13 protein-coding genes are annotated in these 14,864 nt (G+C 56.8%); 10 read left to right on the forward strand and 3 right to left on the reverse strand.

Features of this window, described 5'->3' with window-relative positions:
- Positions 1–74 precede the first annotated feature (74 nt).
- The 5 genes from L3069_RS04675 (at position 75) to ppnP (ending at position 2,711) form a co-directional block, all read left to right on the forward strand.
- The gene (locus L3069_RS04675) at positions 75–533 is read left to right on the forward strand and encodes a YaiI/YqxD family protein (protein ID WP_022647211.1); all 459 of its coding nucleotides are present in this window, start codon (positions 75–77) and stop codon (positions 531–533) included.
- A gap of 144 nt (positions 534–677) precedes the next feature.
- On the forward strand, positions 678–1,202 hold the full coding sequence (gene aroL, locus L3069_RS04680; RefSeq protein WP_022647212.1) for a shikimate kinase AroL: 525 nt from the start codon (positions 678–680) through the stop codon (positions 1,200–1,202).
- 44 nt (positions 1,203–1,246) lie between these two features.
- Positions 1,247–1,438, forward strand: a complete 192-nt coding sequence (gene yaiA, locus L3069_RS04685) for a protein YaiA (protein ID WP_003859135.1) — start codon at positions 1,247–1,249, stop codon at positions 1,436–1,438.
- A gap of 236 nt (positions 1,439–1,674) precedes the next feature.
- On the forward strand, positions 1,675–2,352 hold the full coding sequence (locus L3069_RS04690) for an AroM family protein (RefSeq protein ID WP_003859133.1): 678 nt from the start codon (positions 1,675–1,677) through the stop codon (positions 2,350–2,352).
- A gap of 71 nt (positions 2,353–2,423) precedes the next feature.
- Positions 2,424–2,711, forward strand: coding sequence for a pyrimidine/purine nucleoside phosphorylase (gene ppnP / locus L3069_RS04695; protein ID WP_003859131.1), 288 nt, complete (start codon positions 2,424–2,426; stop codon positions 2,709–2,711).
- Positions 2,712–2,758: 47 nt separating this feature from the next.
- On the opposite strand, the gene rdgC is transcribed toward ppnP, so the two are convergent.
- Positions 2,759–3,673, reverse strand: a complete 915-nt coding sequence (rdgC, locus tag L3069_RS04700; RefSeq protein WP_006809928.1) for a recombination-associated protein RdgC — start codon at positions 3,671–3,673, stop codon at positions 2,759–2,761.
- 123 nt (positions 3,674–3,796) lie between these two features.
- Here rdgC and mak point away from each other — a divergent pair, with 123 nt between their 5' ends.
- The gene (gene mak, locus L3069_RS04705; protein ID WP_003859127.1) at positions 3,797–4,702 is read left to right on the forward strand and encodes a fructokinase; all 906 of its coding nucleotides are present in this window, start codon (positions 3,797–3,799) and stop codon (positions 4,700–4,702) included.
- 87 nt (positions 4,703–4,789) lie between these two features.
- Here the strand turns inward: mak and sbcC are convergent, their stop codons facing one another.
- Both sbcC and sbcD read right to left on the reverse strand, forming a co-directional pair.
- Positions 4,790–7,921, reverse strand: a complete 3,132-nt coding sequence (gene sbcC / locus L3069_RS04710) for an exonuclease subunit SbcC (protein ID WP_038415464.1) — start codon at positions 7,919–7,921, stop codon at positions 4,790–4,792.
- On the reverse strand, positions 7,918–9,123 hold the full coding sequence (sbcD, locus tag L3069_RS04715) for an exonuclease subunit SbcD (protein WP_038415466.1): 1,206 nt from the start codon (positions 9,121–9,123) through the stop codon (positions 7,918–7,920). Before sbcD ends, sbcC begins: the two co-directional genes overlap by 4 nt.
- 187 nt (positions 9,124–9,310) lie before the next feature.
- On the opposite strand from sbcD, the gene phoB reads away from it, so the two are divergent.
- The 4 genes from phoB (at position 9,311) to proY (ending at position 14,501) form a co-directional block, all read left to right on the forward strand.
- Positions 9,311–10,000 carry a phosphate response regulator transcription factor PhoB gene (gene phoB, locus L3069_RS04720; RefSeq protein WP_003859122.1) on the forward strand — a complete coding sequence of 230 codons (690 nt, stop codon included), beginning with the start codon at positions 9,311–9,313 and terminating at the stop codon, positions 9,998–10,000.
- Between the two features lie 21 nt (positions 10,001–10,021).
- A complete protein-coding gene (gene phoR / locus L3069_RS04725; RefSeq protein ID WP_023299433.1) occupies positions 10,022–11,317 on the forward strand; it encodes a phosphate regulon sensor histidine kinase PhoR in 1,296 nt (431 codons plus the stop codon).
- 409 nt (positions 11,318–11,726) lie between these two features.
- Positions 11,727–13,046 (forward strand): branched-chain amino acid transporter carrier protein BrnQ, encoded by a 1,320-nt coding sequence (gene brnQ, locus L3069_RS04730; RefSeq protein ID WP_038415468.1) that lies wholly within the window; start codon positions 11,727–11,729, stop codon positions 13,044–13,046.
- Positions 13,047–13,127: 81 nt separating this feature from the next.
- A complete protein-coding gene (gene proY, locus L3069_RS04735) occupies positions 13,128–14,501 on the forward strand; it encodes a proline-specific permease ProY (protein ID WP_023299434.1) in 1,374 nt (457 codons plus the stop codon).
- Positions 14,502–14,864 lie beyond the last annotated feature (363 nt).

Below are 14,864 nucleotides of genomic sequence, written 5' to 3' on the forward strand. Positions count from 1 at the left end.
TGTTATCTCTCATTGATAGCTTAACAACGAAATGCAGGCGACAATAGTCGCCAGAATCATAATGGGGAGACACTATGGCGATTTGGGTTGATGCGGACGCGTGTCCGAATGTGATTAAAGAGATTTTATTCCGCGCCGCCGAGCGGGTGCAGATGCCGATGACGCTGGTGGCGAACCAGAATATCCGCGTGCCGCCCTCCAGGTTCATTCGTTCTCTGCGCGTGCCGGCCGGGTTCGACGTGGCAGATAATGAGATAGTACGCCTGTGTGACGCAGGAGATCTGGTGATCACCGCGGATATCCCGCTGGCTGCCGACGTGCTGGCGAAGGGGGCCGCGGCGCTTAACCCGCGCGGCGAGCGCTACTCTCCGGCAACGATCCGGGAGAAGCTCACCATGCGTGATTTTATGGATACCCTGCGTTCCAGCGGCGTGCAAACCGGTGGGCCGGACAGCCTGTCGCAGCGCGATCGCCAGCAGTTTGCCGCCGAGCTGGATAAATGGCTGCTGGAAGTGAAGCGCCGCCCGGCGTAGCCCACCTCCGGGCTGTTTTGTGGTACAGTGTGACTTCCACAGGCTTGTCATTCCGTACCGCTTTGCAGTAAAGTTAGCGCAACATCTTCTGCAATCATTTCTTTACAGCCTTCAGTTATCCGGCAGCAAGGGGAACACCTGGTTATGAACCCACCCATCTTTTTAGTTGGCCCTCGCGGCTGTGGGAAAACCACCGTTGGTCTGGAGCTGGCGCGTCTGTGCCAGAGTCAGTTTGTCGATACTGACCACTGGCTCCAGGAGAATGCCGGTAAGACCATCGCCGATATCGTGGAGAATGAGGGGTGGGAGAGCTTTCGTGCGCGCGAAACGGCCACGCTGGAAGCGGTGACCGCACCGTCGACCGTGATTGCGACCGGTGGAGGCATTATTCTGGCGCCGTATAACCGCCAGTTTATGCGCGAAAAGGGTGTCGTAATCTACCTTTGTGCCCCGGTTTCTACGCTGGTGGGGCGGCTGGAGGCGTTTCCGGAAGAGGGACAGCGCCCGGCGCTGACCGCGAAACCGCTGAGTGAAGAGGTCAGCGACGTCCTCGCCGAACGCGATGCACTGTACCGCGAGGCGGCACACCACGTTGTGGATGCGTCAGCGTCACCCGAGAAAGTTGCGATTCAGATTATTACCGCCCTGCGTTTGGCTTGCGCCAGCTAACAGCCGTCTATACTCATAGCTCAGACATAAAAAAAGGATGAGCTATGCCAACCAGACCTCCCTATCCACGTGAAGCCCGCATCGTTACCGTTGAAAAAGGTAACGGCGATCAGACCGTAACCTGGTACCAGCTGCGTGCCGATCACCCTAAACCTGATTCGCTGATCAGCGAACATGAAACCGAACAGGAAGCGCTGGATGCGAAACGGCGCTATGAGGATCCTGAGAAGTCCTGACAGGAATCCGAATTCGTTACAACCGTGCCTGAATCACACTTTTAACATATCGCTGATGTTAAGCAGCAGTTAATATTTAGTTATTACAGGTGGATTCGGAAAGGCCAGTCGATCTTTACATTACGGTGTAGAGATCCCCTGCTACCCTTGGTGCTGTTTTGTTGAAAAAATGAACAGTGCAGCGTAGTGAGCCTGTACTTGTGTGGCAGTTGTGGTAGTAACGGAAGGCGATCAAAATGAAGGCGACGTTGGCGATCCTCACGATTGGTGTGGTGCCTGTAAGCGAAGTATTACCGCTCTTAACCGAGCATGTCTCTGAACAACAAATTACGCATCTCAGTCTGTTAGGGAAGCTCAGTCGGGAAGAGGTCATGGAAGACTACGCGGTCGGAGAGGGGGAAGATCCCCTGGCAACGTTACTCAGTGACGGTAAACTGGCGCATGTGTCGCGCCAGAAAATCGAGCGCGCGCTACAGGGTGTGATCGAAGTGCTCGACAATCAGGACTATGACGTCATTTTGCTGATGAGCACAGCACCCGTTAAAGGACTCAGCGCGCGTAATGCCATTCTGCTCGAACCGATGCGGATTATCCCCCCGCTGGTGGCGTCAATTGTTGATGGTCATCAGGTGGGCGTGATCGTTCCCGTAGAAGAACTGCTGGATAACCAGACGGTGAAGTGGGCCGCGCTGGAGCACACCCCGTTGTACGCGCTGGCAAACCCGTTCTGGGACAGCGAAGCGAAGCTGATTGCGGCCGGGCAGGAGTTGATCGACAGAGGGGCGGATGTCCTGATGCTCGACTGCCTGGGCTTCCATCAGCGGCATCGTGATTTACTGCAAAAGGCGCTGGATGTTCCGGTGCTGCTCTCTAACGTCCTGATGGCGCGCCTGGCGTCAGAATTACTGGTGTAATGATTTTGCGTGACAGGTCATGAGCATGGCCCCTATAGTGGATTTTTCTCAATAAATATAAGGGCCAGTTCATGCTTCAAAGTAACGAATACTTTTCCGGTAAAGTGAAATCCATTGGTTTTACCAGCAGCAGCACTGGCCGCGCCAGTGTCGGCGTAATGGCGGAAGGGGAATACACCTTTGGCACCGCAGAAGCGGAAGAGATGACGGTGGTCAGTGGTGCGCTGAACGTCCTGCTGCCGGGTGAAACGGAGTGGAAAGTCTATAGTGCCGGGCAGGTGTTCAACGTGCCGGGCCACAGCGAGTTCCATTTGCAGGTTGCAGAGCCAACCTCTTATCTGTGCCGCTATCTGAAATAAAAGCATGCCGGGTGGCGCATTCGCTTACCCGGCCTACGTTTTGCCTGTCAACGCTGCGCTTCGCCGCCGAGACCTTCCACCAGGTTCTGGATCAGCGCCGCCAGCTCGCCGGTCATCAGGATAAAGTCTGCGTCAAAGCGCTGAGCATAATCTTCGCGGTCGATATCTTCGTTCTGATCGCGCAGTTCATCGCAGAATTTAAGGCGCTTCACGGAGCCGTCATCACACATCACAAACTGAATGCGCTGCTGCCAGTCGAGTGCCAGTTTAGTCACCACTTTGCCCGCTTCAATGTGCACGGCGATCTCGTCGCTCACCAGATCCTGTTTCTTCGCGCGGATCACGCCGCCATCTTCCAGCAGCGCTTTCAGCTCTGCTTCATCAAGGATCTGGAAGCCCTGCGCGGCAGTCCCGCTGCGCACCCACTCAGTCAGGGTCAGCTCAATCGGCGTCTCCAGTGCCAGCGGTACCACCGGTAATGAGCCAAGGCTCTTACGCAGCAGCGCCAGCGTATCTTCCGCTTTTTTGGCGCTGGCGCAGTCGACCATGATCAGCCCGTTCACGGTGTCGATCCACATCATGGTCTGGCTAAAGCGGCTAAAGGCGCGCGGCAGCAGCGAGTGCAGCACTTCATCCTTCAGTGAATCTTTTTCGGTTTTTTTAAGCTTACGGCCCTGTTCAGCTTCCAGCTTGAAGATCTTCGCTTCGAGCGCCTGCTTCACCACAGGCGTCGGCAGGATCTTCTCTTCTTTGCGGGCGCAAACGATGATTTGCCCCGTGCTGCTGGCGTGGGTCAGCGCATCGCTTTGAGAACCCATTGGCGGAACCCAGCCGGTTTTTGCCATATCCTGGCTACCGCAAGGGGTAAAGGAGTAAGCGGCTAACTGTTTTTCCATCTCTTCTGCACGCAGCGAAACGTCGCGGCTGAGACGGTAAACCATCAAATTTTTGAACCACAGCATGATAATTTCCACGGCCTTGTCGTTAAATCAGCGGGCATGATAACGAATTGTCGCATCGCTTGCATTGCTAATCGGGAAGTGGGCTTCTACTCTGTTGATAATCAAAATAATGAGGAGTGTCTTGTGCGTATTGGGATTGATTTGGGCGGCACCAAAACAGAAGTTATTGCGTTGAGCGAGCAGGGGGAGCAACTGTTTCGCCACCGTCTGCCTACGCCGCGCGATGATTATCACCAGACCATAGAGACGATTGCCCGTCTGGTCGATATGGCAGAGCAGGCAACGGGCGAGACGGGCACGGTCGGGATGGGGATCCCCGGCTCCATTTCGCCGTATACCGGCGTGGTGAAAAATGCCAACTCCACCTGGCTCAACGGTCAGCCGTTTGATAAAGACTTAAGCCAGCGTCTGAACCGGGAAGTGCGTCTGGCAAATGACGCTAACTGCCTGGCGGTCTCTGAGGCCGTAGATGGCGCAGCGGCTGGCGCGCAGACCGTATTTGCGGTCATTATCGGTACCGGCTGCGGGGCGGGCGTGGCCTTCGGTGGGCGCTCGCATATTGGCGGCAACGGCACCGCAGGTGAGTGGGGGCACAACCCGTTACCGTGGATGGACGAAGATGAACTCAAATACCGTGCCGAGGTGCCGTGCTACTGTGGCAAGCAGGGCTGTATTGAGACCTTTATTTCCGGCACGGGGTTTGCCACCGATTATCATCGTCTGAGCGGCCAGCCGCTGAAAGGCAACGAGATTATGCGTCTGGTTGAGGAGCAGGATCCGGTGGCTGAACTGGCGCTCAGCCGCTACGAAATGCGGTTGGCTAAATCACTGGCGCATGTGATCAATATCCTCGATCCGGACGTGATTGTGCTGGGCGGCGGCATGAGCAACGTTGACCGGCTGTACGCGACGGTGCCAACGCTGGTGAAACAGTGGGTATTTGGGGGCGAATGCGAAACGCCGATCCGCAAAGCCGTCCATGGAGATTCCAGCGGTGTGCGCGGCGCGGCGTGGCTCTGGCCGGAATAAACGCAAAACGGCAACTTGCGTTGCCGTTTTTGATGTTTGTACCCTCTCCCACAGAGAGAGGGCCAGGGTGAGGGCAACATCCCCCATTTACTGCACCGCAAACTCCCTGTCCAGCCTGCTATACCCCAGCCCGTTGATCTTCTTCACCTTGATCTGCACCGGAATACGTTCTTTCATTGCCTCTACGTGGCTGATCACGCCGATGGTTTTCCCGGTGGCGTTCAGCGCGTCGAGCGCATCCAGCGCGGTGTCCAGCGTTTCGCTGTCGAGTGTGCCGAACCCTTCATCCAGGAAAAGCGAGTCAATGCGCGTTTTGTGACTGACCAGATCGGAAAGCGCTAAAGCCAGCGCCAGACTGACGAGGAAACTTTCCCCGCCGGACAGGGTACGGGTATCGCGTACCGCATCGGCCTGCCAGGTATCAACCACCTCCAGCTCCAGCGCGTCGCTGGCTTTACGCTGAAGCAGATAGCGGCCATGCAGACGGTTGAGCTGCTGGTTGGCAAGCCACACCAGATTATCCAGCGTCAGCCCCTGGGCGAATTTACGGAATTTATCGCCGGTGCTGGAGCCTATCAGCGCATTGAGATAGCCCCAGTCGTCAGCCTGACGCGCCGCCTCCTCAATCTGCTGCATAAGCGCCTGCTGGTGCAGACGGTTATCGGCGTCCTGTTTGAGCTGCTGGCGGATCTCCCCCTGACGCGTGGTGTTTTCACGAAGCTGTTGCGCCAGCTGGTGTAACTGCGCCTGAAGGGTTGCGGCGTCGGTTTCCAGCCCCTCCGGGCGTTGTGCCTGGTGCGCCTGAAGCTGCTGGTTTGCCTGTACGGAGAGCGCCGTGGCCTGCTGGAGCTGGTTCTCCAGCGTCTGCTTTTGTTGTTCAAGCTGGCGGATCGACGCTTCATCCAGCAGGGCGGAGAGAAATGCCTCCTGACTGGCAAAGCAGCTCGCGGTCAGCGCGGCGCTGAACTGAGCCTGCGACTGCTGAAGCCGTTCACGCTCAAGCGTCTCCTGCTGCTGTAGGGTGGCGAGCTGGCTTTGCAGCGACACGCATTCGTCGTGGATGCCGCGCCAGTTCTCAGGGATAACCGCGTCGGCTTCTGCGTCATCAGAATCCGGCAGCGTCTCCAGGATGGGCATCAGGGCGTTAATACGTTCCTGAATCGTACCGTGCTGGGCCTGTTTTTCCTGCCAGCGGGTATATTCAGCTTCGCGTGCGCTCAGCCAGGCGCTTTCGGCCCCTTCATCGGGCACGCTAAGCGACAGCGACTCTAGCGAGGCTGCCAGCGCCTGACGCGTCGCCGTCAGCTGCTGCTGGTACTGGCGCGCCTGATCTTCCTGTTCATTGAGCTGGTTTTGCAGCGTCAGACGCTGGCTAAGCTGATACAGCTGGCGTTCATACTGCTCCTGTTCGCTCATCCAGGGGGCAATATCATCCTGAATATTCAGCGCTATGTTCAGGGAGGTGCAGACCTCCAGCCACTCTTTAGTGAGTGCTTGCTCTTCCTGAGAGAGGGCCTGTACTTCCTCTGTCTCGCGCTGGATCTGTTGGGTGAGCGCATTCACCTGCCCGAGCACCAGCAATCCTTCCTCTTTTAGCGCGGCAACCTCTTTCTCCAGCGCGTCGCGGCGGCGCTGATTGTCGGTCAGTTCAAGCGCCTGATACTGCACAACTGCCGGGTGTTCGCTTGAACCGCAGAGCGGGCAAGGTTTACCCGCTTCGAGCAGTGCACGATAGTTCTCAAGATCCTTGATTGTTGCCTCACGCTCACAGAGCGCTTTCAGGTCGGCATAGTGCTGATTTTTCTCTTTGAACTGCTGACGCCGCAGGATCAGCGTTTCATTGAGCTTAGCCTGCTCAGCCTGCGCTTTTTGCACGCTTTCCGCATTATGGCGCAGCCGTTTTTGCAGCGGCTGATAGCGAGCGTGAAGCGCAGTCAGGCGCTGGCGGAGCGCCCGCGATTGTGCCTGTTGCTCCATTGCCGTCGCGAGATCCTCAGCCGTCAGCGTCAGCGTACTCTCCGGCATCTCAGCCAGTTTCTGACGAAGCTCAGCCATACGCGCTGACTGGGCCACAAGCTGATTTTTATCGCGACTCAGTTGCGTAAAATGCGCCCGCCAGCCGGCAATTTCCTGCCCCCACTGACGGAAACGATCGTGTTCGGTTAGCCACTGCGTCAGTACCGTGTGTTCTGTCCGCAACTGTTCACGGTTGTGCAGCGCACCGTTGCGAATACGCGAGCGCTGCGCCGCTCTGTCGAGTAAGCGAGTATTTACTTCAACAATTCGCGCTGTTGTCTGCGCCAGGCGGGTGGTCTGCTCCTGCTGATACTCCCACAGCGGACGTAGCTGGGCGGCGGGCTGTGCCAGCTGGAGCTTCGCCAGTTGCGGCGCGGCGTCCGTCAGAGCCTGTTGCGCCTGCTGCTGCGAAGCGGCTGCGCGTTGCTGCTCACGTATCAGCTCGTCGTTACGCGTAAGCCACTGAAAATCTTTCTGTTGGCTCTGCTGCTGTGCCAGCAGGATTTTTTCTACGTCAGTAAGTGCCTGCAAACTTTGCTGCAAGTGCTGCTGCTGTTCCTCGCTCAGCAGCACAACGCCTGCGGCCTGCGCTTCGCACATCTCCAGCGCGTTGCGTGCCGCTTTGTGTTTTTCAAAAACCATGGCGGAAATGTGGCCGTAAATTTCCGTGCCGGTCAGTTCCTCCAGCAGCTCTGCCCGATCGCTCGGTTTAGCGTTCAGGAAGGCGGCAAACTGCCCCTGAGAGAGCAACATCGAGCGGGTAAAGCGACCATAGTCTAGCCCGGTGAGTGCGGCGGTTTGTTCCAGCTTATCCGTGACTTTATCGGCCAGAATTTTGCCGTCTTCGCAGCGGGCCAGCTCAACGCGCGGTGCCTGTAAGTTCCCGTCTGGCTGGTTGCGGGCGCGGTTCTGGCTCCAGAAAGCGCGATAAGCAACGCCTTTGACCTCAAATTCCACTTCAGCCAGGCATTCGGCGGTATCGCGCGTCATCAGGTCGTTTTGTGCCTGAGAGACCTTATTAAGACGCGGTGTTTCGTGGTAAAGCGCCAGGCAGATGGCATCCAGCAGCGTGGTTTTACCCGCGCCGGTTGCGCCGGTGATGGCAAACAGCCCATTGCTGGCGAAAGGCTCCGCGGTGAAATCGATTTTCCACTCACCCTTTAGCGAATTCAGATTTTTCAGACGCAGGCTCAGAATTTTCATGCGTTTTCGTCCTCGTCATTGAGGGAATGCAAGGTATGGGCAAACAGCTCGTTAAGCCTGGTGCGCCTGGCCTCGTCCACTTCTTCATGCGCAAGCCGCCGCGCGAACACCTCTTCAACCCGAAGTTCGCTAAGCGTTTCACGCTGGGCGTTCAGCAGAATTTTCTCGCGCTGCTCGCGGCTGCGACGTACCAGCAGCACCTCCACGGGAAGGTCTTCCGTCAGCGTCTGAATTTTACGCTGCATATCGTACAGGTAGTCATCGGTGGTGATTTCGATATCGAGCCAGACGGGGGGATTAAGCACTGCGCCGCGCCACTGCTCAAGCTGAGCGGTAATGGCGGCCAGATCGCCTTTCAGCACTGCCAGCGGCTGGGTGACCGGCACCTCAAGCGTCTCAACGGCGCTAAGTTTGCCTTCGGTGAAGCTCACCAGATGCACGGATTTGGCTTTGCCCGTTTCGTCAAAACTGAGGGAAATGGGCGAGCCGCAGTAGCGAATATGCTCGCAGCCGCCGACGATCTGGGCCCGGTGAATATGCCCGAGGGCAATGTAGTCGGCGGGAGGAAAGTTTTGCGCTGGAAACGCGTCCAGCGTACCGATATAAATCTCGCGCACCGCATCACTCTTACTGGCCCCGACGGTGGTGAGGTGCCCGGTGGCAACGATCGGAATGGCCTGTTCGCCGCGCAGGGCGCAGGCTTCCGTATGCTGCTGGTGATAATAGCGGGTGATGGCCTGCAACAGATGCTGCTGTTTTTCGCTCCCGGACAGGCCTGCCTGGCTTTGCACGATATCGCGCGGGCGTAAAAACGGAATTGGGCATAGCACCGCACCCGGCGTGCCGTCGCGTTTTTTCAGGATCTGCGGCGCGTGTCCGGCGCTGGCCACCACGGTGGTATTGAGGAACGCCAGAATATCGCGGGATTCATTCAGCGTCGCCACCGAGTCATGGTTTCCGGCGACAATCACCAGGTGACAACCGGTTTGCTGGAGGTTGACCACAAAACGGTTGTACAGCTCACGCGCATAGCTCGGCGGCGATCCGGTATCAAAAATGTCGCCCGCCACAATAATTGCGTCCACCTCGTGAGCCTGAGCCGTCTCCAGCAGCCAGTTCAGGAACGCTTCATGTTCCGCGGCGCGGCTTTTGCTGTAAAAATTTTGACCCAGGTGCCAGTCTGAGGTGTGAAGTATGCGCATAAGAGATCCGTGGCAATAATAAGAAAGCAGGATTATAAACGTTCGGGGAACGGAAAATAACCGCTGTAATAAAACAACAGTTTGCTATTTATCGTGGTAATGTTTTTCATAAATCTGTCATAAATCTGACGCATAATGACGCCGCATTACAGACTTGTAACTTAAATACGATAAGACAGGGCAAAGTATGGCGAGACGTATTCTGGTCGTAGAAGATGAAGCTCCGATCCGTGAAATGGTGTGCTTCGTGCTTGAACAAAATGGCTTCCAGCCGGTTGAAGCGGAAGATTATGACAGCGCGGTGAACCAGCTGAATGAACCCTGGCCCGATCTGATCCTGCTGGACTGGATGCTGCCTGGCGGTTCCGGATTGCAGTTTATCAAGCATATCAAACGCGAGGCGATGACCCGCGATATCCCGGTGGTGATGCTGACGGCGCGCGGTGAGGAAGAGGATCGCGTGCGCGGTCTGGAAACCGGCGCGGACGATTACATCACCAAACCGTTCTCTCCAAAAGAGCTGGTGGCGCGTATCAAAGCCGTGATGCGCCGTATTTCACCGATGGCGGTGGAAGAGGTGATTGAGATGCAGGGCCTGAGCCTGGATCCTACCTCACACCGGGTCATGACCGGTGAAAATCCCCTCGATATGGGCCCCACCGAATTTAAACTCCTGCACTTCTTTATGACACACCCGGAGCGCGTTTACAGCCGCGAACAGTTGCTGAATAACGTCTGGGGAACTAACGTCTATGTCGAAGACCGAACGGTTGACGTCCATATTCGCCGCCTGCGTAAAGCACTGGAACTGAGCGGCCACGATCGCATGGTACAGACGGTCCGCGGCACGGGTTATCGCTTCTCGACCCGTTTCTGAACAATGACAGGAGTGTGACGCGTGCTGGAACGTCTGTCATGGAAAAGGCTCGTCTTTGAACTGATCTTATGCTGTATTCCGGCCCTCATTCTGGGGGCTATTTTTGGCTATCTGCCGTGGTTTTTACTGGTGGCCGTGACGGGGTTGCTCGTCTGGCATTTCTGGAATTTACTGCGTCTTTCCTGGTGGCTGTGGGTCGACAGAAGTATGACACCCCCGCCGGGAAGCGGGAGCTGGGAACCGCTACTCTACGGCCTGCACCAGATGCAGATGCGTAATAAAAAGCGCCGTCGTGAGCTGGGAAGCCTGATAAAACGCTTTCGCAGCGGCGCGGAGTCGCTGCCGGACGCAGTGATCCTGACGACGGAAGAAGGGACCATCTTCTGGTGCAATGGCCTCGCACAGCAGCTGTTGGGCCTGCGCTGGCCGGATGATAACGGTCAGAACATCCTCAACCTTCTGCGCTATCCCGAGTTCACGCTGTATCTGAAAACGCGTGATTTTAGTCGTCCGCACAATTTGAAGCTCAATAACGGTCGCCATCTTGAAATTCGCGTGATGCCCTACAGCGATCGGCAGTGGCTGATGGTGGCGCGGGATGTCACCCAGATGCATCAGCTTGAGGGCGCGAGACGTAACTTCTTTGCCAACGTCAGCCACGAGCTGCGTACGCCGTTGACGGTGCTTCAGGGCTATCTGGAGATGATGCAGGAGCAAACGCTTGAGGGGGCGCCGCGTGAGAAAGCGCTGCATACCATGCGGGAACAGACGTTCCGCATGGAAGGGCTGGTCAAACAGCTACTAACGCTTTCAAAAATTGAGGCTGCCCCGTCGCTGGCGCTAAACGACATCATTGATGTGCCGATGATGCTGCGAGTGGTGGAGCGCGAAGCCCAAACGCTGAGCCATAATCAACACACCCTGAGTTTTGATGTTGATAACACGCTGAAAGTGCTCGGCAGTGAAGATGAGCTGCGAAGCGCTATCTCAAACCTGGTCTATAACGCCGTGAATCATACCCCGACAGGGACGCATATCGCGGTGCGGTGGCAGCATACTCCGGCAGGGGCTGAGTTTAGCGTCGAGGACAACGGGCCGGGGATTGGGCCTGAACACCTCCCGCGTCTCACCGAACGGTTCTACCGGGTGGATAAGGCGCGCTCGCGGCAGACCGGCGGGAGCGGACTGGGGCTGGCAATTGTGAAGCATGCCGTCAGCCACCACGAAAGCCGGCTCAATATCGAAAGCACCCTGGGTAAGGGCACGCGCTTTAGCTTCGTGATTCCGGAACGATTAATTGCCAAAAAAAGTGCCTGACAGCGTGTGTGTCAGGCTACCTTTCCACGGGCCAGCGATTGCTGGCCCGTTTGCTTTGCAGTCAAGCGAAACGCGAGTGAATATTATACGGCTGGTGCTTTTTTGTTCGCATGATTAGCCATGAGTTTTTCTTATACATGGCATATTATTTTGGTCTGAATTTTCATGCTGGCATATTGTTCTGGTTTTACGATCCCTTCTTGCCTTTAAACGTTATAAGCGTTTAAATTGCCCCCCATATACTGTCAGACCGACTGTATTTGCGTGGTAAATCGAAAAACTATTCTTCGCCACGCCTGGACGGGAGCATATCCCGCTGAAATTGAGCAAATTTTCCGCTGTATCGTCCCGTCAGGGATGGCGAAAATCTCAACGTATTCAACACCACATCCACAGGCAGTAAGGTTTTATGACCCATCACTTGAAATCGCGTGACATTATCGCGCTGGGCTTTATGACATTTGCGCTGTTCGTTGGCGCAGGTAACATCATTTTTCCTCCAATGGTTGGCTTACAGGCGGGTGAACACGTCTGGACGGCTGCGTTTGGCTTCCTGCTTACTGCCGTGGGCCTGCCGGTACTGACCGTTATCGCGCTGGCGAAAGTCGGTGGCGGTGTGGACAGCCTCAGCACCCCGATTGGCAAAGTGGCTGGCGTTCTGCTGGCAACCGTCTGCTATCTGGCCGTTGGCCCGCTGTTCGCAACCCCGCGTACGGCGACCGTCTCCTTTGAAGTGGGTATTGCCCCGCTGACCGGTGACGGCGCGATGCCGCTGTTTATTTACAGCCTCATTTACTTCGCCATCGTGATTCTGGTTTCTCTCTATCCGGGCAAACTGCTGGATACTGTGGGTAACTTCCTGGCACCGCTGAAAATTGTGGCGCTGATTGTGCTGGCGGTTGCGGCCATCGTCTGGCCTGCGGGGCCCATCAGCTCCGCGATGGACGCCTACCAGAACGCGGCGTTCTCAAACGGTTTCGTGAACGGCTATCTGACGATGGATACGCTTGGCGCGATGGTGTTTGGTATCGTTATCGTTAACGCCGCGCGTTCCCGCGGGGTAACCGAAGCGCGTCTGCTGACTCGCTACACCATCTGGGCTGGCCTGATGGCCGGTGTCGGCCTGACGCTGCTGTATCTGGCGCTGTTCCGCCTGGGTTCAGATAGCGCAACGCTGGTCGATCAGAGCGCAAACGGCGCGGCGATCCTGCATGCTTACGTGCAGCACACCTTTGGTGGTGCAGGCAGCATGCTGCTGGCGGCGCTGATTTTCCTGGCCTGTCTGGTGACGGCGGTGGGTCTGACCTGCGCCTGCGCGGAGTTCTTCGCTCAGTATCTGCCGCTTTCTTACCGCACGCTGGTGTTTATCCTCGGCATCTTCTCCATGGCGGTGTCAAACCTCGGTCTGAGCCACCTGATTCAGGTCTCAATTCCGGTGCTGACGGCGATCTATCCGCCATGTATCGTGCTGGTAGTGCTGAGCTTCACCCGTTCGTGGTGGCATAACTCCACGCGAATTATTGCGCCAGCCATGTTTATCAGCCTGATTTTTGGTATCCTTGACGGGATCAAAGCATCAGCATTTGCAGAAATCCTGCCAGCCTGGACACAGCGTCTGCCGCTGTCCGAGCAGGGCCTGGCCTGGCTGATGCCTTCCGTTGTAGCGCTGGTTCTGGCGATTATCTGGGACCGTGCGGCAGGGCGTCAGGTGACATCCAACGCCCATTAATCAACGGCAACAAATTGTTTAACCACGGGGCTTAAGGCCCCGTGGTTTTTTGTTTTTTTCGTGTTGAATGGCAAGATTTTAATGGAAAGCACTAACAAACTTAAACGTGGATTGAGCACCCGCCACATCCGCTTTATGGCGCTGGGCTCGGCTATCGGTACCGGTCTTTTTTATGGCTCGGCAGATGCCATCAAAATGGCCGGTCCAAGCGTTCTGCTGGCCTACATCATCGGCGGCGTGGCGGCGTATATCATCATGCGCGCCCTTGGCGAAATGTCGGTTCACAACCCCTCTGCCAGTTCCTTCTCCCGCTACGCGCAGGAAAATTTAGGCCCGCTGGCCGGGTTTATCACCGGCTGGACCTACTGCTTCGAAATCCTGATTGTTGCCATTGCCGATGTGACGGCGTTTGGTATCTATATGGGGGTCTGGTTCCCCGCCGTGCCGCACTGGATCTGGGTGCTGAGCGTGGTGCTGATTATCTGCGCCGTTAACCTGATGAGCGTGAAGGTGTTTGGCGAGCTGGAGTTCTGGTTCTCCTTCTTCAAGGTCGCGACCATTATCATCATGATCCTCGCCGGTTTCGGCATTATCATCTGGGGTATCGGCAACGGTGGACAGCCAACCGGCATTCACAACCTGTGGAGCAACGGCGGCTTCTTTAGCAACGGCTGGCTCGGGATGGTCATGTCGCTGCAGATGGTCATGTTCGCCTATGGCGGAATCGAGATTATCGGCATCACCGCCGGGGAAGCGAAAGATCCGGAGAAGTCTATTCCGCGCGCCATCAACTCGGTGCCGATGCGCATCCTGGTGTTCTACGTGGGCACGCTGTTTGTGATTATGTCCATCTACCCGTGGAACCAGGTGGGCACCAACGGCAGCCCGTTTGTCCTGACTTTCCAGCATATGGGCATTGCGTTTGCCGCCAGCATTCTCAACTTTGTGGTGCTGACCGCCTCGCTGTCGGCCATCAACAGTGACGTGTTCGGCGTGGGCCGTATGCTGCACGGCATGGCGGAGCAGGGCAGTGCGCCGAAGGTGTTTGCCAAAACGTCGCGTCGCGGTACCCCGTGGGTAACGGTGCTGGTCATGACCGTGGCGCTGCTGTTCTCGGTCTACCTGAACTACATTATGCCGGAGAACGTCTTCCTGGTGATTGCGTCGCTGGCGACCTTTGCGACGGTGTGGGTGTGGATCATGATCCTGCTGTCGCAGATTGCGTTCCGTCGCCGCCTGTCGCCAGAAGAGGCCAAAGCGCTGAAGTTTAAAGTGCCGGGCGGTGTTGCGACGACCGTCGTTGGCCTCATCTTCCTGGTGTTTATCATCGGCCTGATTGGTTATCACCCGGATACCCGTATTTCCCTGTACGTGGGCTTCGCGTGGATCGTCCTGCTGCTGGTGGGCTGGATGTTTAAATGTCGCCGCGATCGTCAGCTGGCGGAAGCACAGTAACATTCTTTTCCCCTCTCCCCGTGGGCTGAGGGTTCCCCACAAATTAATGCGAGCACTGAGCAATCCCCTCGCCCCTCCGGGGAGAGGGTTAGGGTGAGGGGAACATACGGCGGTGGTGGTCATTCCGTTCACTTTATGTTCCTTGCTACTCTGTAACGACATGACCGGTGAACGTGCCAGGGTGGCTCAGTCGCCACCACCCTGGCGACCCGTGCTCCCGGCGGTAAATCGCCGCTTCGCGGTGCCCTCGGCTTATTCCTTCCGGCTTATCGGGTACGGGCGGAGGCAACGTCCCTGTAAAGCCGCCCTCTCGGCGCATCCCTGCGCCTCGCCCCGGCCGGAAGGCAAACGCCTCAGCGATTT

The organism is Enterobacter cloacae complex sp. ECL411, assembly GCF_021869665.1.
GTDB classification, from domain to species: Bacteria; Pseudomonadota; Gammaproteobacteria; order Enterobacterales; family Enterobacteriaceae; genus Enterobacter; species Enterobacter intestinihominis.